General features: G+C 58.4%; 22 protein-coding genes and 2 pseudogenes. 9 read left to right on the plus strand and 15 right to left on the minus strand.

Annotated elements, in window-relative coordinates; all coding sequences use genetic code 11:
• The first annotated feature begins 13 nt into the window (after positions 1–13).
• Genes LH464_RS16085 through LH464_RS16100 form a run of 4 tightly spaced genes read left to right on the plus strand, consistent with a single transcriptional unit; the run spans position 14 to position 3,507 of the window.
• Positions 14–1,042: an ABC transporter permease gene (locus LH464_RS16085; protein WP_226787414.1), complete on the plus strand. Its 1,029-nt coding sequence runs from the start codon at positions 14–16 to the stop codon at positions 1,040–1,042.
• Positions 1,039–1,941, plus strand: a complete 903-nt coding sequence (locus LH464_RS16090; protein ID WP_226787415.1) for an ABC transporter permease — start codon at positions 1,039–1,041, stop codon at positions 1,939–1,941. Before LH464_RS16085 ends, LH464_RS16090 begins: the two co-directional genes overlap by 4 nt.
• The gene (locus tag LH464_RS16095; RefSeq protein WP_226787416.1) at positions 1,928–2,773 is read left to right on the plus strand and encodes an ABC transporter ATP-binding protein; all 846 of its coding nucleotides are present in this window, start codon (positions 1,928–1,930) and stop codon (positions 2,771–2,773) included. The genes LH464_RS16090 and LH464_RS16095 overlap by 14 nt, the downstream gene beginning before the upstream one ends.
• The gene (locus LH464_RS16100) at positions 2,770–3,507 is read left to right on the plus strand and encodes an ABC transporter ATP-binding protein (protein ID WP_226787417.1); all 738 of its coding nucleotides are present in this window, start codon (positions 2,770–2,772) and stop codon (positions 3,505–3,507) included. The genes LH464_RS16095 and LH464_RS16100 overlap by 4 nt, the downstream gene beginning before the upstream one ends.
• Before the next feature lie 73 nt (positions 3,508–3,580).
• Here LH464_RS16100 and LH464_RS16105 read toward each other — a convergent pair whose 3' ends face one another.
• From LH464_RS16105 to LH464_RS16115, 3 genes are read right to left on the minus strand one after another with little or no spacing between them, the layout of a single operon-like run.
• Positions 3,581–4,156: a DUF6969 family protein gene (locus tag LH464_RS16105; RefSeq protein ID WP_226787418.1), complete on the minus strand. Its 576-nt coding sequence runs from the start codon at positions 4,154–4,156 to the stop codon at positions 3,581–3,583.
• Entirely contained in the window at positions 4,156–4,428 is a 273-nt protein-coding gene (locus LH464_RS16110; protein ID WP_226787419.1) for a hypothetical protein, read from the minus strand. Before LH464_RS16110 ends, LH464_RS16105 begins: the two co-directional genes overlap by 1 nt.
• Positions 4,425–5,636 (minus strand): YeeE/YedE family protein, encoded by a 1,212-nt coding sequence (locus tag LH464_RS16115; RefSeq protein ID WP_226787420.1) that lies wholly within the window; start codon positions 5,634–5,636, stop codon positions 4,425–4,427. Before LH464_RS16115 ends, LH464_RS16110 begins: the two co-directional genes overlap by 4 nt.
• 192 nt (positions 5,637–5,828) lie before the next feature.
• Between LH464_RS16115 and LH464_RS16120 the strand changes: the two genes are divergently transcribed.
• The 4 genes from LH464_RS16120 to LH464_RS16135 all read left to right on the plus strand — a co-directional run bounded on the left by LH464_RS16120 (position 5,829) and on the right by LH464_RS16135 (position 9,145).
• Positions 5,829–6,254, plus strand: coding sequence for a TlpA family protein disulfide reductase (locus LH464_RS16120; protein WP_226787421.1), 426 nt, complete (start codon positions 5,829–5,831; stop codon positions 6,252–6,254).
• Complete coding sequence (locus tag LH464_RS16125; RefSeq protein WP_226787422.1) at positions 6,251–6,970, plus strand: cytochrome c biogenesis CcdA family protein; 720 nt, start codon at positions 6,251–6,253, stop codon at positions 6,968–6,970. The genes LH464_RS16120 and LH464_RS16125 overlap by 4 nt, the downstream gene beginning before the upstream one ends.
• Positions 6,971–7,093: 123 nt before the next feature.
• Positions 7,094–8,386, plus strand: coding sequence for a sulfurtransferase (locus LH464_RS16130; RefSeq protein ID WP_226787423.1), 1,293 nt, complete (start codon positions 7,094–7,096; stop codon positions 8,384–8,386).
• A 177-nt stretch (positions 8,387–8,563) separates the two neighbouring features.
• On the plus strand, positions 8,564–9,145 hold the full coding sequence (locus tag LH464_RS16135) for a DUF309 domain-containing protein (protein ID WP_226787424.1): 582 nt from the start codon (positions 8,564–8,566) through the stop codon (positions 9,143–9,145).
• Between the two features lie 145 nt (positions 9,146–9,290).
• On the opposite strand, the gene LH464_RS16140 is transcribed toward LH464_RS16135, so the two are convergent.
• The 6 genes from LH464_RS16140 to LH464_RS16165 form a co-directional block, all read right to left on the minus strand.
• Positions 9,291–10,172, minus strand: coding sequence for an SDR family NAD(P)-dependent oxidoreductase (locus LH464_RS16140; RefSeq protein WP_226787425.1), 882 nt, complete (start codon positions 10,170–10,172; stop codon positions 9,291–9,293).
• The gene (locus LH464_RS16145) at positions 10,169–10,951 is read right to left on the minus strand and encodes a hypothetical protein (RefSeq protein WP_226787426.1); all 783 of its coding nucleotides are present in this window, start codon (positions 10,949–10,951) and stop codon (positions 10,169–10,171) included. The genes LH464_RS16140 and LH464_RS16145 overlap by 4 nt, the downstream gene beginning before the upstream one ends.
• A 9-nt stretch (positions 10,952–10,960) precedes the next feature.
• Entirely contained in the window at positions 10,961–11,554 is a 594-nt protein-coding gene (locus tag LH464_RS16150) for a protein-S-isoprenylcysteine O-methyltransferase (protein WP_226787427.1), read from the minus strand.
• Between the two features lie 62 nt (positions 11,555–11,616).
• Positions 11,617–12,198: a hypothetical protein gene (locus LH464_RS16155; RefSeq protein WP_226787428.1), complete on the minus strand. Its 582-nt coding sequence runs from the start codon at positions 12,196–12,198 to the stop codon at positions 11,617–11,619.
• Between the two features lie 149 nt (positions 12,199–12,347).
• Positions 12,348–12,479, minus strand: coding sequence for an ABC transporter (locus tag LH464_RS16160; protein WP_226787429.1), 132 nt, complete (start codon positions 12,477–12,479; stop codon positions 12,348–12,350).
• 219 nt (positions 12,480–12,698) lie between these two features.
• Positions 12,699–13,277, minus strand: a complete 579-nt coding sequence (locus tag LH464_RS16165) for a L,D-transpeptidase (protein WP_226787430.1) — start codon at positions 13,275–13,277, stop codon at positions 12,699–12,701.
• Between the two features lie 392 nt (positions 13,278–13,669).
• Between LH464_RS16165 and LH464_RS16170 the strand changes: the two genes are divergently transcribed.
• Entirely contained in the window at positions 13,670–14,425 is a 756-nt protein-coding gene (locus tag LH464_RS16170) for an SDR family NAD(P)-dependent oxidoreductase (protein ID WP_226787486.1), read from the plus strand.
• A gap of 820 nt (positions 14,426–15,245) precedes the next feature.
• Here the strand turns inward: LH464_RS16170 and LH464_RS16175 are convergent.
• The 6 genes and pseudogenes from LH464_RS16175 to LH464_RS16200 form a co-directional block, all read right to left on the minus strand.
• Positions 15,246–15,830 carry a rhodanese-like domain-containing protein gene (locus LH464_RS16175; protein WP_315859670.1) on the minus strand — a complete coding sequence of 195 codons (585 nt, stop codon included), beginning with the start codon at positions 15,828–15,830 and terminating at the stop codon, positions 15,246–15,248.
• 11 nt (positions 15,831–15,841) lie between these two features.
• Positions 15,842–16,657, minus strand: coding sequence for a quinoprotein dehydrogenase-associated SoxYZ-like carrier (locus LH464_RS16180; protein ID WP_226787432.1), 816 nt, complete (start codon positions 16,655–16,657; stop codon positions 15,842–15,844).
• A gap of 28 nt (positions 16,658–16,685) precedes the next feature.
• Positions 16,686–17,570 carry a quinoprotein relay system zinc metallohydrolase 2 gene (locus LH464_RS16185; RefSeq protein WP_390624996.1) on the minus strand — a complete coding sequence of 295 codons (885 nt, stop codon included), beginning with the start codon at positions 17,568–17,570 and terminating at the stop codon, positions 16,686–16,688.
• 97 nt (positions 17,571–17,667) lie between these two features.
• Positions 17,668–18,234, minus strand: coding sequence for a PTS sugar transporter subunit IIA (locus tag LH464_RS16190; protein WP_226787434.1), 567 nt, complete (start codon positions 18,232–18,234; stop codon positions 17,668–17,670).
• 25 nt (positions 18,235–18,259) lie between these two features.
• Positions 18,260–18,767, minus strand: a pseudogene (locus LH464_RS16195) (winged helix-turn-helix domain-containing protein); the annotation flags it as partial.
• Positions 18,752–18,913: pseudogene (locus tag LH464_RS16200) on the minus strand (hypothetical protein); the annotation flags it as partial. The pseudogenes LH464_RS16195 and LH464_RS16200, both read right to left, overlap by 16 nt.
• Positions 18,914–18,930 lie beyond the last annotated feature (17 nt).

The following is an 18,930-nucleotide window of genomic DNA, read 5'->3' on the forward strand; positions in this document are numbered from 1 at the left end:
TGGGCAGCCGGTCATGAAGGAACTTTCACTAGGCGGGCTGTTGCAGCGAGTACTGCAGCTAGTCGTCAGCCTGTTCATCCTCTTATGTGTAACCTTCGTGATCGGCCGCGTCATGCCAACCGACCCGGTCGGCGCAATTGTCGGGGAGCTCGCCGATCCGGCGGCCTATGAGGCAATGCGTGCGCGACTGGGACTCGACCTTCCCCTCTACCAACAGTTCTTCATCTTTCTACGCGGCCTCCTGCAGGGTGATTTCGGGACAGCCATCCTCACCGGAAACCCTGTTGCACGAGACCTGTCGCAGGCTTTTCCAGCAACCCTGGAGCTGGCCACCCTCGCTGTCATCATCTCGACTTTGGTTGGTGTGCCGCTCGGGCTTGCAGCCGCACTCTTTCGTGACAGCTTTATCGACAAGTTTGCGCGCATCTTTGCCCTGGTTGGTCATTCGATCCCGGTCTTCTGGTTTGGGATCGTCGGCCTGGTGATATTCTATGCATGGCTGTCATGGGTGGGAGGACCAGGGCGAGTGGACGTCTATTATGAAGGCCTCATCGAGCCGACGACCGGGCTGCTTCTGATCGATAGCCTGATCGAGGGCGAGCCCGACATCTTCTGGAATGCTCTTTCGCATATCATTCTGCCCGCAAGCATCCTTGCCTATATGGCCATGGCCTATATCACGCGGATGACCCGCAGTTTTACCCTTGAGCAGCTGAGTCAGGACTATGTCATCGCCGCCCGCGCCAAGGGTGTCAGCCCAACGCGCACCGTTATCGGACACGTGCTTCCCAATATTGCAGTCCAGTTGATCACGGTACTGGCGATATCCTACGGCAATCTGCTGGAAGGTGCGGTCATCACCGAGATCGTCTTCTCCTGGCCGGGGATCGGACAGTACATGACGAATGCGCTGATGATCGGAGACATGAATGTGATCCTTGCCAGCACCATCATTATCGGCTTTGTCTTCATGTTGCTGAATTTCCTCGCAGATATGGCTTACCTGCTATTGGATCCGAGAACCCGCGAGGTCGCACGATGACCGATACCCTACGGGACTTCCACCCCGCTCAGCCGCCAGGCCTTGCGACCCGGATATTGTCGTCGTCAGCTCGGGTCTGGCACAAGCTCGCTGATGAGCCTCTCGGCATGATCGGCTTTGCAATCCTGGCCCTTCTGGTTCTTGTCGCGATCTTCGCGCCGCTGATTGCACCCTTTGACCCCGCACGCCAAATGCTAAGCAACGCCTTGCAGCCGCCCAGCTTCGCCCATTTCGCGGGTACAGATGAGTTCGGCCGCGATATCTTCAGCCGGCTGATCTACGGAACGCGCATTACCATCCAGACCGTCCTGTCGGTATCGGTCATCGTCGGCCCCATCGGCCTCATCATCGGTGTCGTGGCAGGCTTCTTCGGCGGCAGGACTGATGCGATTTTGATGAGGGCGACGGACATTGTCCTGTCCTTTCCGTCGCTGATCCTGGCACTGGCGTTCGCAGCGGCGCTTGGCGCAGGCCTCGGCACAGCCATCATCGCCATATCGCTGACTGCGTGGCCGCCAATTGCACGCCTGGCGCGGGCCGAAGCACTGGTGGTTCGCAACGCAGATTATGTCGCGGCGGCCCGCCTTTATGGTGCCTCGCCGCTGCGGATCCTTTTCCTCTACATTGCTCCCATGTGCATCCCCTCGGTGATCGTTCGCCTCACGCTCAACATGGCAGGCATCATCCTCACAGCCGCCTCACTCGGCTTTCTCGGATTGGGTGCGCAACCTCCTTTGCCGGAATGGGGTGCCATGATCGCCAGCGGCAGAAAGTTCATGCTTGATTACTGGTGGGTTGCCGTGATGCCCGGCATCGCCATCCTGCTGACGAGCCTCGCCTTCAACATTGCCGGCGACACGCTGCGCGACCTTCTGGATCCTCGCCATGCCCGATCATGATCCTGCAACCGTACTGTCCGTGCGTGGATTGAACGTCCGTTTTGGCCGCAACGCAATTGCTGCCGTCTCCGATGTCAGCTTCGACGTGGGTCGCGAGCGCATAGGAATTGTCGGTGAATCTGGTTCCGGCAAGTCGACCACGGGCCGGGCCATTATGCGCCTCCTGCCGCAAAAGGCGAGCATTTCGGCGGACCGGATGCACCTGAATGGCGAGGAACTGCTGGAGAAGACAGAAAGGGAAATGGGCCGGTTGCGCGGTAAGGATCTCGCCCTGATCATGCAAGATCCGCGCTATTCGCTCAATCCTGTTCTCACGATCGGGCGTCAGATCGCGGAGTCGGCACGGTTACACCTGGGGTCTGGCAAGAAGGACGCACTCATTCACGCGCGTTCAATGCTGGAGAGGGTACGCATCAAGGACCCGGACCGGGTGCTTGGCCTCTACCCTCATCAGATATCCGGAGGCATGGGGCAGCGAGTGATGATCGCCATGATGCTGCTGGCCAAGCCGAAACTGGTGATTGCCGACGAGCCTACCTCCGCCCTAGACGTCAGCGTGCGCAAGGATGTCCTTGACCTACTCGACGAACTGGTTCGCGAAAACGATTCCGGCCTCATCCTCATCAGCCACGACATCCGAATGGTCTCGGCTTTCTGTGAACGCATCATGGTCATGTATGCGGGAAGGGTGGTCGAGGTGCTGAGCCGCATGGAGGATGCCCAACATCCCTACACACGCGGTTTGATTGCGGCTATGCCCGATCCAAAACATCCGGTTCGACGCCTCAATGTCCTCGACAGGGCCCAGATCGAAGCGGAGGTAGGTCGATGATCCGGGTAGAAAATCTCGATGTGACCTTTGGAGAGAAGCAACAACGCAATCACGTTGTCCGGGGCGTCAGCTTCGAGGTCGCGAGAGGGGAGACGCTGGGGATTGTCGGGGAATCCGGCTGTGGCAAATCGACGGTCCTACGCTCGCTAGCGGGGCTCGAAGGGACGTGGACCGGATCCATCTCGTTTAACGGAAAGCCTGTCGGCAAGAACCGTAGCCGGGAGGAATTGAAGCTCGCGCAGATGGTGTTTCAGGACCCCTACGGTTCACTACATCCTCGCCATCGCATCGGGAGAGCGCTTGCCGAGCCTGTCCGCTCCATGGGACAAGGTGATGGATGGTCAAAAGTCGCAGAAGCGCTGCTGCAAGTCGGACTTCCCGCCGAGTTCGTAGATCGATTTCCGCACGAGCTTTCCGGAGGACAGAGGCAACGTGTTGCGATCGCAAGAGCCCTGATACTGTCTCCGCCTATTCTACTGCTCGACGAACCCACGTCGGCGCTCGACGTATCTATCCAGGCCGAAGTCCTCAACCTCCTCGCAGACAAGCGAGAGGAGCTTGGTCTTACCTGTGTCCTCGTCAGTCACGACCTGGCCGTGATCGGACATATGTGTGACCGGATCCTTGTGATGAACGATGGAATGTTCGTCGACGAGTTGACGCGAGACGAGATGCGGCTAGGCATCACCCACGCGGACTATTCGCGCGAGCTGATCGAAGCGAGCTTTATCTAGGGAGGTGGTGGGCTGCTAACGGAACCACCTTATCAGAGGCTTCAAGCAAGGGGAAACCAGTAACTCCCAAGAGTTATGAGAGGCGCAACTCGCTGATCACTTCAAGGTCGCGGTCGCTTCGAATATCGCCTTCGTCTGTGCCAAGCTGCGCGAGCCGATGGTCACGCTCTGTATTCAATCGGACGATGTCTTTTTCGTACCTGGTCACGACTGCCGTCAGCCAGCGATTGACCAGATAGTCGGGCTCAACCAGTTCAACGTTGAAACGGTCGAGAAGTCCGTTGGTGGTATCGGCGTCGTACCAGTCGCCGCCGACCACCCACTGGTTCACGGTGAACAGCCGCGTCACCCGGCCGCGGGCATCGACGCCGATGGCGATGAGATGGCAGGGCCCACTCTCCTTGCCGTCGGGTCGCACGAAGCAGTGGAAATGCCCATGCTCTCCGAGTTCATCGCTGTCGTCATGGCAATGGTAATACCATTGGGCGCCCGAGGCGGTATCGTAGATGTCGCTCTCGGGATAGTGCTTCCAGGTGACAAGGCCATCGGAGGGCAAAGTCTTGCGCAGGACGCTCGTCCCGGACTTGGCAAGAATGGCCTCGCAATAGGCCATTTCCTGCGCTGCCCTGTCTCTTGCGTCGTCCAGCACTATAGCGCTCCCGCTGCGCACGGGTTGGCACCGGCGGGGGTTGGTGCCGGCGCGGCGGAAGGCATAGGGGCGGACCCGCCGCTATAGTCATCCGCCAGGTCGTCGTAGTCGCGCTGGCCAGGCGTTGCGGGCATGGCGGCTGCGCATGGATTGTGGTCTTCCTGCTGGGCGAGCGCGGGCCGAGGCGCCTCGCTCGTCAGATGATCAGCGGCGATCGCGCCGATCGCGGCCAGAAGAGAGGCTCCAAACAGGGCCGTATTTTTTCTGCTCATGATTTCTTGAACCCATCCAGACCGAAAAGTGGACGCAGGCCTATACCAAGGAGACTGCCCAGAAACGCCATGACGAACCATACCCAGCCGTGCAGGCTTCCTGAAGCAATCCCGCTGAAAAGCGCCCCGATATTGCAGCCGAAGGAAAGGCGCGCGCCATAGCCCATCAGGAGCCCGCCGATGATGGCTGCAATATAAGACGCAAATGGCACTTTGGACTTTTCAGCGAATTTGCCGGCAAGCGAAGCCGCAAGCGCCGCCCCCAGGATTATCCCGAAGTTCATCACCGAGGTCACATCGAACAGGACGCTCTGGTCGAGCGCGCGCGCCTGTGCCGGAATCTGCCAGAACTCCCAGCTTGCGACCGGAATTCCCACGGCACTGAACAGCTTGGCGCCCCACAGACCGAAGCCATAGGTAACGGACCAGGGATGGCCGGCGAGCAGGAGCGTGAACACGTTGCCAAGCGCCAGCAACACAGCGGCGACGATCAGCGGCCACGGACCGTGAAGCACCTTACCCGGCGTGAAATCCGCAAGTCCCACAAACACTGGCTCGATATTGCCGTGCCGCCGCTTTTCAACGAAAGCAAGCACCAGGAGGACCAGACCGATCGCCGCAAGAGTGACTGCGGTTCCTGAAAGCGCCCCGAAATAATCCCCGAACTTGATGACTGGCATGGACGGCATTTCAAGCCAGAAGGGCAGATGCGCGGTGCCGATCACGGCGCCGAGGATAAAACCGGTCAGCGTGACGAGCATGCGACCGCTTCCGCCGCCGACCGTGAAAAGCGTTCCTGAGCCACATCCGCCGCCCAACTGCATGCCCATCCCGAAGATGAAGGCGCCGAGAAGAACGGAGACGCCGACGGGCGCCCAGGCACCGGCAAAGCTGCGATCGAGCCCCCAGAACCCGCTCATCAAAGGAATGAAGACGATGGCAGTCATCCCGATCATCAGGAACTGAGCCCGCATGCTGCGGCTTCGGCCATCGGTTGCGAACCGCTTCCAGCCACCGGTGAAGCCGAAGGACGCATGATACAGCGCCAGTCCCAAAAGGCCGCCGTTCAGAAACAGCAGCGCCTGAGTGATGGTGACCAGGGAGGCTAGCACCAATGCGCCGGCAAAGGCGGTCGCCAGAACGACCAGAAGCGGAAGGGAGTCCGCCTTCCCAGATGCGGAGGGCGCACCTGATACTGTTACAGCCATGAAATTACGTCCGATTGCGATGAACGGGTCTTATCCCATGGAATGCCCTTGGCAGAAAATAACTCATCTCTCTTAGGTGGCCATTTTCGGGAAATTTCCACCTGCATCGTCAGCATAATGAGGTTTTTGTTCCTTTAGGGCTGGTGCGGCACCGGATATTTTGCCGGCCTGTTCTGGCAAGGGAAATGCTCCGTGATATTTACTCTGTTGCGTCAGGCGGCTCTTGCCGCCTCTGTCCTGGGCTCCCTTTCCATCCCCACAGTCTCCTTCCCCACTGCGGCTCACGCAGAAGAAGCGCGTCAGGCAAAACTGGTTCAGTATTCAGCGGACACGGATCTCCCAGCCTTGGCGAAGAACGGCAAGACCGTCGTCTTCTTCTTCGCAACCTGGTGCCCGAACTGCATCCTCACACTGACCGAACTTTCGGAAAAATGGGCAGACGTCGATCCGGATGTCACGGTCGTCATTGCCGACTACGACCAGGAAACCGATCTGAAGGCGAAATACGGCGTCACCTATCAGGACACGTTTGTCCTCCTTGACCATGAAGCAAACAGCGCCAAGCTCTGGAATGCCGGCGGGGTTGCCGGTCTGAATGAGAACGTTCGCACGCAATGAACCTTCTCTTCGCATTCGCGGCAGGCGTCGCTACTATTCTCTCGCCCTGCGTCCTTCCGCTTCTGCCCGTCATACTGGCAAGCTCCACGCTCGACGGGCGTTGGCGCCCGCTCGGCCTCATCATCGGCTTTGCAGCATTCTTCACCGGCATCACGTTGCTGCTTAGCCTGCTGGTAAGGCAATTCTCGATTTCGCCCGACATTCACAGGACGGCCGCAGCCCTTGTCTTCATCGTGATGGGAGCCGTGCTCGCCATACCTGCCCTGAAGGCCCGTTTCGAGATGACGGCGTCGCTCCTGACGGGATCCTTTTCCTCCGGCGCCAGCAGGTCACGAGGATTTGCCGGTGGCCTTCTCACGGGTGCCGGCCTTGGCCTGGCGTGGACGCCGTGCGTCGGGCCGATCATGGCGGCGGTGATCACGTTGGCTCTCAATCAACAGACAAGCTTGCAGTCAGCATTGACCGCGGCGGCGTTCAGCCTTGGTACGGCATTGCCGATGGCACTCGCGGTGCTTCTCGGAAAAAGACTTTACGACCGAACAGGCTGGCTGAAGCGGCATAGTGTGCGGATTCAGCAAGTGACGGGGATCTGCATCCTTCTGGTCGGCCTGGCCATCTGGTTCGGTATCGACCGTTCCATCCAGGTTGCGCTTCTGCATGCGTTTCCCGGCTGGGAAGCCTCGCTCACCGGCTGGGAACGGGCCGTCGCAAATTGAACGGCCGAAAATTCCGCTGATTGGAGCAATATTTGCTCCACCCCGTCCGATAATTGGCAGCGAATTGATTGTTACCGACAGCGAAATATCCGACTTTCCCATGGCAAATTCTAGGAGTGACCGATGTCCCATATTGCCTTCAAACAGCTGCTGGCCGCCAGCACACTTTCCCTTTTCGCCGTGGTGACGGCTCCCGTCCTCAGCACGGTTGCACCGCCATTGATGTTCAGCGCGGCAGCACTGGCCCAGTCGGAAGGCTACCCGATCATCGTCAACGAGGCACAGTTCAAGGAACTTGCCGAAAAGGGCGGGAAGATCGTGGACTCGCGACAGCCGGCAGCCTTCGAGAAGGGGCATGTCCCCGGCGCAGTCAACCTGCCTTGGGCCAAGCTCAACGTTTCAGAGCGCGACGGCATCCGTAACGAGTTCGCAGAAGATGCGGTCTTTGAAGAGGCAATCTCTGCAGCGGGCCTGAATGCCGGCGATACACTCCTGATCTATGATACGAATTCGCTTCCGGGCCGGGCTTTCATCGCCCTCGAATATGCCGGCTTCAAGAACATTCATGTGTTGGATGGCGGTGTCGCCGGCTTTGGCGGCGATCTGTCGACCGATGCGGTGGACGTCGCAAAGTCCGAGTTCAAGCTGACAGACAAGCATGACGTGCGCGTCGACAAGGCTTACGTGGAATCGAAGCTGAAGTCCCAGGATACTGTTATCGTGGACGGCCGCAACTCCGACGCCTTCGTCGACGGACATATCCCCGGCGCGAAGTCGGTGGTGGCCGCTCGCCTCCTGACCGAGGACAAGAAGATCCTGCCGCAGGACGTCATCAACAACCTGCTCGCGTCGCGCGGCATCGACAAGACCAAGGAAATCCTGTCCTATTGCGGCAGCGGCGTGGCTGCGGCGAACAACTACATCGCCCTGCGCAATCTCGGCTATACCAACGTGCGTATCTATGACGAGAGCTGGGATGAGTGGAGCCGCGATCCGAAGGCCGGCCAGTCGCTCGCGCTCGGCAACTATGCCTTCGAAGGCAATGACCTCGGCAACGCCGAAGGGCCGAAATTCCTCACCGCCGAACAGGTCAAGGAACTGGCTGCCACTCCGGACGTCATCGTCGTCGATGTCCGCGCACCGTCGGATTACAGCGCCGGCCAGATTCCGGGTTCCGTCAATGTGTTCTGGGATTCGACGCTCGATGAAAACCGCGTCCTGAAGAGCACCGACGAACTTCGCAAGCTTTACGAGGAAGTCGGCGTTACCCCGGACAAGAAGATCGTCCTCTTCACCCGTGGCGGCGTCCAACTCACCCACAGCTACACGGTCCTGTCGCTTCTGGGCTTCAAGAACGTCGATTTCTTTACCGGCAAGTTCGAGGGCTGGGAAAACGGCGCAATGAAGCGCGGCTGAGGTCCGCTTATTATCTTGAATTGGAAAGCCGCCGTTTCCCGGCGGCTTTCGTTTGTTAACGGTGATGATCTGCCAACGTGCTTGATGCCGCGATCGAGCACGTCATGGCCACGGCTTGTCCGCCTCGTAGCTTCAGGGCATGCTAGCCGGGGAGCCACTTCCAGGATTGGTACGGTTATGGAGCGTCCTCGTTTGCTTGCGGATAGATCCTTTCCCCATTACGCGTACTTGCCGGGTCGAGGTCCACATCCCGTCCGGGATCCTGCAGGTCACAGCTACAATGTCCAACCCGCGCAGGTTACCGTTTCACTGGATTCGGACGAGTTCGCATGGGGGCAGGACCTCTTCAACCATGGCTACTATTGGGAAGCGCATGAGGCTTGGGAAGCGCTCTGGCAGGTTGCGGAAAAAGGCAGTCCAATGCGCGCATTGCTCAAAGGACTAATCCTACTCTCAGCGTCCGGCGTGAAGATCCGGGAGCGCAAACGTAGCGCCGCAATGCGCCACGCCGGACGCGCCGGCGCGCTCTTGCGAGAATTGACAACGCGGCCACATCAAGCCTTTTCGTGCGCACTGGCGATATCGCCGGCATTGCTTGCTGACCTCGCAGAGGCAACAGCAAGCGCTCCACCGGTTCTGCACGTCACCGAAAAAGGGCAGCCTGAGCCAGTCTTCAGCTTCATACTTGGAAAGCCCGGCGCACAACCTCGTGTTATTCCCCACAAACGCCCTCACGAAGATGGTGCTTCTTCTGGTTGAGGTCTTGATCTTTGTCCCACTGAATCGGAGTTGGCGGTTCCGGTGGCTTGGAGCCGTTATCGGAGAATCGGTCGGGCCTCCCACACGCGAACCAAACGGCCTGACGGATGTGCAGACAATCGGCATCGGCGCGTCGCCCAACTAATCATCCGCGATGAGTGTGAGACGATCTCATGCCGCCTTTGCCGCAGCATTCGCTAAACCTGAGGCCCGAACCGCAGCGGCAGGGATCGCTGCTGCGGTGCTGCAAGCGGTGGATGAGCGGAAGAAGGATTGCCGAAGGAAGCACAGATGCGGTTAGTGCCGCCAGTTTTGCAGACGCGCCAGGTATGACCAGGCGCCGGCCAGCCTTAAAACCACGCCAGGCGCGTTTAGCGACAAAGTCTGATGTCAGCCTGGGAAGGATCTTGAACAGCGCCGCGCGTCCCGCACCGGATCGGGCGAGAAACTCCGTGTCAACAGGCCCAGGTGCCACGCATGTTACGATGACCCCGGTGTGGCGCAGTTCCTCATGAAGAGCCTCGGAAAACGAGCGAACGAAGCTTTTGCTCGCATAGTAAACGGCCATGTTCGGCCCGGGAGAGAAGCTGGCAATCGAACTGAGATTGATTACGCCACCACGCCTGCGATTGACCATTCCCGGGAGAAAGCGCAGCGTCAGATCGCTCAATGCGCGGATATTGACGTCGATCATTCCGAGCTGGCTACCACTCGGAAGTGCCGCGGCCGCCCCGCGGAGGCCGTATCCTGCGCTGTTGACCAGGACATCACAGAGCAGGCGATTGCTTGTAAGGAAATCCTCAAGCTGCGCTGAGGTATCCAAAGAAAGAAGGTCCAATTGAAGCATATAGGGCTCGCCCCCGGCGTCCCGAACGTCGGAGGCAGCAGCAGTCAACCCATCAAGTGAACGGGCTATGATGACCACCGGCCCCCGGTCGCCCGCCGCGACCTTCGCAATCGCCCGGCCGATCCCCCGGGAAGCGCCGACAACCACAGTCGCTGGCCGAGGCTCGCCGCTGACGCTCATACTGCTCCCCTCATTGAGGCGCTCTCATTCGTGCCGTCGTCGGATAGGTCGTTCACTTCGGCGACGATCGCATCGTTCAATATTTGCTCGAAGCGCACCAGCGCGCGCGCAACGTTCGCTCCATCCATGACCCGATGATCGTAGAGAATACGAACATTGACCGTCCCGTCCGCATCGATCGGCCCCCAGTTCAAAAGCGTGGTCAGGGGCGTCAAGGGGTTAAGCGATTCCGCCCCGAGGCCCGAATAGACTGAGAGCTGAAACGTACCGAAATGACGAGTCCGCCTGCGGCCGATATTGAGGCCGAGCCACATCAATATCCATCTGATGGGAAGTGGCTGCCGTGCGAATTTCAGAGCTCGCCTGAACTCCTTGATCTCCAGAACAGGACGCGATCGCGCTGCATCGACCACGGCCTGAAGATCCGCGATTGTTCGGTGTTCGGGTGCCTTGACTGTTCCAAGCAGGACGATGCGTTCGCCATCAAGCTCACGTTCATGGGCGATGGAGGCGACACTAACCGGATACTCATAGAACCGTGGCCAGGGAAATTTGACGTAGGCACGACGCAGTTCCGGCACTTCCTGTGCGAGGAGGGAAAACCCCTTCAGGAAGAGAACTGTCCAGGTCGGCCTCTTCGATTGTCTCGCCCGCGCCTCGATAAGGGGGGCAAGGTTCATGCGCCGTTGCACCGTGACACGGGGAATGGCTACCGAAAACCGAAGGAGATCTCCCACTAGCCGGCGGGGTGCGGAGATCTTCTGGTGTCGGCCTTTCATTATGGCACCTCAATAGAAATAGGGGATAATCCGCTTGGTCCTTTTCATGTAGTCGCCGTAGCTGGAGCCGAAGGTCTCCATCATCATCCGCTCCTCCTTGGCGACCCGAAGCAGAAAAAGGATCGAAAAACCGGCGAGGCCGGCAAGCCCTACGAACCAGTTCGACAATAGAAATGCCTGCCCCAGCGCTATCAACAGGAATGAACTGTACATGGGGTGACGAACGAGAGCGTATGGTCCACCGCTCACCAGGGTGTGCTTGTCGCGAATTTCCAGCGTGATGGACCAGTTCTTGCCAAGTTCCTTGTGCGTTCTTCGAAAAACCCACATGGCAAACATAAACAGCAATGCCCCAAGGGCAACGGCCCAGGCGTAGGCAGGATAGTCGGCTGCGACCGGTCGGCCAGTAACAACGTAAAATCCCGGAATAACGCCCTGTCCCAAAACAGCTGCGGCGAGGCCGATCATGTCGGTCACAGAGCGGCGGCTTTCCACGACCCGCACACGCTTGGCGCGGCGCTCGAAAGGGTAGCGGATGACATACCAGGCAATGATGCCGAGCACCCAGAAGATTTCGCCGGCGGTCCCTACCCACGTGTCCATTCTAGGCCACCGAACGGTGTAGGGCAGCACCCAGTGCCGTCGAGTAAATTCCGATCATTGCCTTACCCACCGTTGATCTCGCGAAGTCTGGTTATGAACTCTTGCGGGCGAAGCCAGATCGAGGGGGTTTTGTACCCCATCGAGCGCGCGATGCTTGCTACGAAGGCATTGCAATTGCTGACCGATGCAAGCCAAACCTTGGACTTGACCTTCAATTCGCGGATATGAGCTACCACGTCTTGGTATTCGGCCTCTGTCAGCATGACACGCCAGCTTGCCGAGCGGTACTCTTCCTCCAGGTCGCCATCGGTTGCTCCGGTCTCCGCCGGCACCGGCACAAAGTGTCCTATGACATATGGTGTCGGATCATTGGTGGCAGGAGAAAGACCCGCCACTTCCTGATTCATTGTCCGGCCGTTTTTGTCCAGCTTTCCGAAAATGACGTAGGAGTGCCCGTAGGTTAGGGCATAGCGCGAGCGGAATTCTATGAAATAGCCACTTTGCGCGACCTTTGTCTGCGAGCCGGATGTGGCGAGGTAATTGCTGACGAAGCGCGGCTGGGGTGGTTTGTCATCCCCTTGGCAAGATGCGAGCACGAGGGAAAGAAAGATCACCAGCAGTGCTGGGCCAATCCTTAGCGTCATGAATGCGCTCCACTTCCCATGCACGACATACGCGATGTAAGTCGACCCGAACGCCTCTAAAGGCTGCTATCGATAGATTCTATCGACGGGCGCGAGCCGTTTAGCTGGGGAAGCACCGTCAGACGCTTCCCCACGCCAATGTTTGGAAGCTATTTGTAAATGGGAGCCGTCTCAGCTGCCACCGGCGGCGGGGCTTTTCCCTTCCCCTTGCCAATTGATCCGCAGGCACTCAAGCTGCCGACAGAAAGCACTGCAATTGCTACGATCAGAAGTCTGCTCATGAAGATGTCCTCTCCTCGTCATGGAATAGGTATTCAAAGCGCAACAGTTCCACTAATAACTGCAAAATTTGTAGAGCGGTAGTGCAAAAAGATCACATCGTTAATACATTGAATTTCTGAAGAAGATGCCTTGAAGGCAAGTCGCCTCAGGCGAGGATATGCTTGTTCGGGTGAATGGCGAGGTTTGACCGATGACAAGGATTCGCTGGAGGAGACATTTCAGATAATCAGCACCTTCGTTCCAAGCAGTGTTCGTTCGTAAAGCTCAACGATGTCATCGTTGGTCAACCGGACGCACCCATTGGACACCGCCTGACCGATTGACCAGGGTTCATTGGTCCCGTGCAGCCGGTACAAGGTATCCTGGTCGCCGCGATAGAGGTAAAGCGCCGCGGCACCGAGAGGATTGTGTAACCCACCTTCGACGCCACCCGCATATTGTTGCAGTCGGGGCTTTCGCGCGATCATACTGGCCGTCGGCGTCCAGGAGGGCCACTCCGCCTTTCGTCCAACCGTGGCTTCGCCCTTAAGTGAAAGACCGGCTTCTCCTACCGCCACCCCATACCGGGTCGCCATGCCGCCGCCTTCGACATAGTAAAGATACCGTTCCGATGTATCGACCACAATCGTTCCCGGAAGCTCGCGTCCGTCATAACGCACCCGGCGCCTACGATATTGGCGCGGCACCTGGTAATCAGACATCGAATCCGGCGACCTGTAGTTTGAGGCGCAGCCGGATGTCAACAAAGCCAAACTGCCGATGCCGAACGCCCGCCTTGTCAGGAGGTTTTTGCCCATGTCTACCTATGAGTAGTTGGATGTGTCCCTTGGTACTTGCTGTTTGACGCCGGGAGGCGCAACGGCGACATCGTAAAGTCTTGAGTATGCAGAATGTTTCTTCAAGAAGGCGGTACGGGTACTTCAGGAGGATATACTATGCCTAGCATGCCGCTGTGTCTAGGCAGAGGCTGAACGCCGAGGAGGGCGGCAAGAACTGACGCTTCCGAGCGGCAGTCAAGCTTCACTCGTCAGGCAAATTGGCCCGGTTGAACAGCTTCATAAACCAGGGCAGATCGGACAACGGCAGTCGGATATGCAGATCATGGTCGGGATCCGAATTCACGAAATTGCTTGCGCCGTTTGGCCGCCTCTGTTCCATTACCGGCAACGCACGCTGGAGATCTGATGAAATAATGCTCGAACTAGAGGGAAAGGTTGCAATTGTCACCGGTGGTGGTTCGGGCATCGGTGCAGCCATTTGCCGGCGGTTGGCAATACAAGGCGCTGAAGTCGTCGTCGCCGACATGAATGGCGATGCGGCGCAGAGCGTGTGCGAACAAATCTGTGCAGATGGGCGACTTGCCCATGCCGTGACTGTCGATGTGACGGACACGGATGCGGTGCAGAAGATGGTAGATTTTACCGTCAAAAGATGTGGAGGCCTCCACCTGGCTGTCAACAATGCCGGTATTGATGGCACATGTGCCGTGACAGCGGACTACCCGATTGATGGGTGGGCAAGAGTGATAGACGTTAACCTGAACGGCGTTTTTTATTGCATGAAGTGCGAGATTGCTGCCATGCAGGAAACGGGCGGTGGCGCCATCGTCAACATGTCATCTGTGCTTGGTTCCGTGGGGTTGCCGACCACTGCGGCGTACACGGCGGCCAAACACGGTGTCGTGGGACTGACAAAGGTTGCTGCCATCGAGTACGCAAGGCAGGGCATTCGTATCAACGCAGTTGGCCCTGGTTGGATTGAAACCCCGCTTTTGGCGAGGCAGGCCGAACTGGGCAATAGCCGACGAATGAAGGCACTACAGCCAATGGGTCGTCAAGGAAAACCGGAGGAGGTTGCCGCGCTCGTCTGCTTTCTGCTGTCCGAGCAGGCCAGCTTCATCACGGGAAGTTACCACCTTGTCGACGGCGCATACAGCGCACATTAGCCGACGCTGGCTGAAGATCTATTGCTGCGGATGGGTAAGGAAGTACTGCATGTAGCGCAGGACCCGGCTCCAGTGCCGGCTGTCGATCTTCTCGACACATTGCATCGCTGCTCGAAATTCATGCGACGCTTGGACGAACTCGGCAACGCCGCCGCAGTCCACCACATGCTGCAATATTCCAACCCTATCTGTATATCGGTGCAGCCGGCCCAGCCTCCAGCAATTTCGGAAACGATCCGAGCCGAACAGCCTTGCAAGTCATCTTGGTGACCAAAATGCAGGCTTCGACGATCCCCGTATCCGGTTCAATCGACCACGCAACCTTCGGCGGATCAGTGTTACCGCGCGATGCAGGTATCCAAACTCCACCAGACCGGCTTGGATCAATTTCTGTCGACGGGACCGATCGTCGCAGACACTCAAGCCTTGTGCCGATCGTCCGCACGTTGACGTAGTAGACGCACCACCACGCCCTGTTTTGCTGGGTATCGACAGCGATGCCATGAACCCTCCAGACGTGGTTTGAGAGCTCGGTCGCCCGCGCATGGAACTCGTACCGATCACCGATCTGCGCAAGGGCTTGCGTTGAGATCAATAGCGTGAGTGCGAAGAACGCAAACTTGCCCATGGCGCCACCCTGGTGTCGGCTAGACCATGAATTCTACGCTCTCGCGACGCGAATGCACCGCCGCCTTTTGACGTAAACCCGACCTATGCCGGTCTGCGAACCTCGAGCAGTGCCGGCCAAGCCGGCACGTTTGCGCTGCAGATCGTGGCATATGATCTCTGTGAATTCGCGAGAGGAGGTAGTCGGATTGCATCATTTGGGCATCGAAGCGTCCCAAGCCTTGTCCGGCTCGACCGCAACGGTGTCATGGAACTCCTGCCATTTGTCTATTCCGCCGGGGAACCAGTGAACGCCGGTATAGCCCTTCATCACCAGCCGCTTGCCTGCGTTCCAACTGCCCCAGCAGTTCGGGCGGCAGAATGTAACGATCGGCCTTGATCGATCGCCCTGCACGAGTTCATCCACGCGGCGAAGAAAGGCCGCCTCTTTCTCCGCGTCAAGTGCCGCTGCGCCACCACCCGGGAACCAGACCGCGCCTGGGATAGAGCGATGGGTCGGAAGCCAAAGCCGATCCTGGGGGAAATTCTCCGGCTTCTTATCCGCGAGACCGACATCCACAAGTAACGGCTGTTTCGAAATCAGGGCTTCGAGGCCCGCGAGGTCGATGACCACGGCGCCCTTCAGGGTTGTCGGCGTCTCCCCCCGCATTGGCCCACTCCACAAGCCGCTCGGCTCTTGCACTTCGGCCCACGAATGCCCTGGGCCTATGGTGACCAGAAAGAACGAAACAGCAAGTGAAGTGACAAGCCTCATAAGAAATCCAGTCGGCCCTAACATGTCCGTTCCTTTCAGTGCATCGCCGAAGGGACCTGGAAACTTTGCTCCCACCGGCTTCCCTTGGTGTCGGATGCGACAACCGTCATCGGTTGACCATCGGTCTGCATGAAGTTGAAGCTGAGCACCGGATTGGTGGAGAGCGAGATATCGCCGACAATGTCCAGAACAGTCTGGTCGCCGTGGGAGACAGTCACCTTGTCGATATAGCGCGGTGGCGTGTACAGCCGGGTGAGTTGGTTCATCTGCATGCCGTTGAAGTTCGGATGCCGGATCATCAGCGTTGCCTCGGAGGATTTTTTCTCGACGCCCTTCGCGAACTTCATCCTCATGTCGCCCATCCCCTTCATTGCTTCCACATCACTTGGTCCGGAAGGCGCAGAGCATCCGCCCGATGCCTTGACGAAGACGGCCGTAGAGAACAGCTTGCCATCTTTTGTCTCGGCGACAGCGTGGACGTTCGTGTAGGTGTCGATCCGGACGCGTAGTTGCAGCGCACCGGGATCGGCGGCCGGTCCAAAGGTAACATGCGCAGCAAGCGGCGCAGGGTTGTCGTCGATCACCAGATAGACCGACTTGATCTTGTCTTTCTCCGGCATGGTCAGGGTGATCGGCACGAGCGCAGCATCCTCGGCGCGCTTCGGCGCATCGATCTTAATCAGTGTATCGGTCGGCACGATATCGCGGTCATCGAAGAGATAGCCGGCAATCTCCTGCCAGCGCTTTTCCCGGCCGGCATCCGGCTGGGATGGATCCGTGGCGCTCGCTGAGCCGCCGCAGAACGCCGTGACGAGAGCCGCCGCAAAAACCGTTCTCAATGTCCGTGTCATATTCTCCTCCTCCTTGCTGGGCGGGGCGTTATTCCCATTCAAGCTCTTTGTAAGCCTGGATGACGTTGCGGCCGTTGTAATCCTCGAACAATATCCAGCCTTCACCTTGGTCCGCGGCGACCGTTCTGCTGGCTTCGTTTATCGCGATGCCCGCAGCAATCGCCCTGCGGGTCCCGTCATGCAGGGCTGTCAGGTAGCGAAGTTGTCTCGCCATGGCCGCTTCGAAATCCACCATTGCCGGCCCATGTCCCGGCACAGCGCGGGCAGGGGCGATGGCACTGAGCCGCTTGGCTTCCCTCAACCATCCCAAAAGACTTCCATCCAGAGATGGGATGCGATCGACAAAAAGCAGGTCCGCGGGAAACAGCGTCCCTGTCGATGTATCAAACAGGGAAAGGTCGCAGTCCGTGTGTGCGGCCCCGTGCGCGATGATCCGGATGAGACGGTCGCCTAAATCGATTTCGGCGACATCGCTGATCTCTCGCGTAGGATAGACGAGACGGCCTACATTCTCCGGCCCAAGCATCTCGACGAGACGCTGGTGATAAAAGCTTCCTCGCGCATCGAACGCCGGCCGCAGAGCGGCATGGCCTATGAATTCCGGTTGTTCATCGACGAAAGCTTCAGCACCGAAGCAGTGATCTGGATGGACATGGGTCATCACGACATGCCGGATCGGCTTGGCCGTCCGCTTTCTGATTTCCGAAAGAAGCCACCGGCCATCTGTGACGCTGCCGCCGGGATCTATGACAAGCACGCTGTCGCGTCCGATGATGAAGCAGGTATTGGCAATGGCGCCCATGTTAGCCAATGTCGCCTCCTCGTGCGGTGCTTCCCGAACGAAGAGGCCGTTTCCGAGATCATTCAATGAAAACGTGTGAGCAGCCGAGCCGTGTGCCGGCAGGCAGCACATACACAAGCCGAGCGCAAAGGTTTCACGCCGCGTGAAGCGAACGTCACCGGCCGCGTGTCTGCCATTACCAACCCACTGGAGGTCAAATCCCGACATGTCAGAGATTACCACTCCTTACGCACGTCGGGTAGTGGTAGTTTAGGGCTCGCGTTCCGGTGAATTGCCGAACGAGTTGGTTGCTACTCGTCACGGCTCCTCCGTCAGATGAGGATGACGGCTCACCAATGTTGCCATCGGTCGCGATCAACAGGATGTATGCCTCTTCGGCGGTTCGCGCGGTACGAACTGCAGAGTTCAGACGGTCGCTACGGAGACGCCGTGCGATACACGAGAGGATGTTCAAACACTGTTGCTGCATGTCCGGCGGTGACAACAGAGCGATAAGATCGACAGAAATCTCATCGACTGCCTCGAAATCGAGCGGCCGCGACAAACGCACAAACATGCAGACGCTCTTATCCAAGCCGTCGATTATCGCATGAGGAATGGCGATCCCCGTCAAGCCAAGACCCTCGCGATCCGTCAGCGCATGTGCAATCCCGGCCCGACCAAGATTGCACCTTTTCGAGGCCAGATCCGCTAACCGCGCAAGCAGATCCTTCTTTGAGTTGAACGCCAGATCAATGACGATGTCCTCCGGCGACAGATAGTCGCTCAGTTGCATAACAAACCTCACATAGTTGAAAAGTTCAGGTCGCTTCCGTCAGGCGGTAACCCACTCCGGCCTCGTCAGAATGTGCTGAGGCTGGTCCGGAGTCTTCTCTATCTTCTGTCGGATCTGCCGCACATATACACGCAGATCCTGCACGTCGCTCTGTCCATCCCAGACCTTCTCCATCAGTCAGAACTTTGCCGGCATGCTGCCGAGCAGGCGCAGCACCTGGTATTCTTTAGGTGAGAGCTTCACTTCCTCCTCAGCGACCTTGACGATGCGCTTGACGAGATCGACAGAAAGTCCGCCTGTCTGGAACACACGCTCTTCTCCCCGCGACGGGAGGCGATGCCTCAAGGCCACCCGGATACGGGCCACCAGTTCGTTCGTGCGGAACGGCTTCGTGATGCAGTCGTCCACACCGAGCTCCAGCGCCCTGAATATCCTGCCTCGTCTGTACGGCTCGACAGGATGATGCTCGGCAGCGTGCTCCCCTCGCTGCGCCAAAGAGCGAGGAGGTCATGTCCGACATGCGCGGGATGACCTCGAAGCCGTCCACTAGGGCTTGTGTTTCCTCGCGACCATGGGTCTCGATGACGGACAATAACACTTCATGGGTCTTGCCGACCCCAGGCGCCGCAACTAGGAATATCTTGAAGCGACCACGTTCCTCACGTTGCGCCTGTTCCAGGAGCGCAGCAGGCTATG

The organism is Pseudorhizobium xiangyangii (genome assembly GCF_020531965.1).
Lineage (GTDB): Bacteria > Pseudomonadota > Alphaproteobacteria > Rhizobiales > Rhizobiaceae > Neorhizobium > Neorhizobium xiangyangii.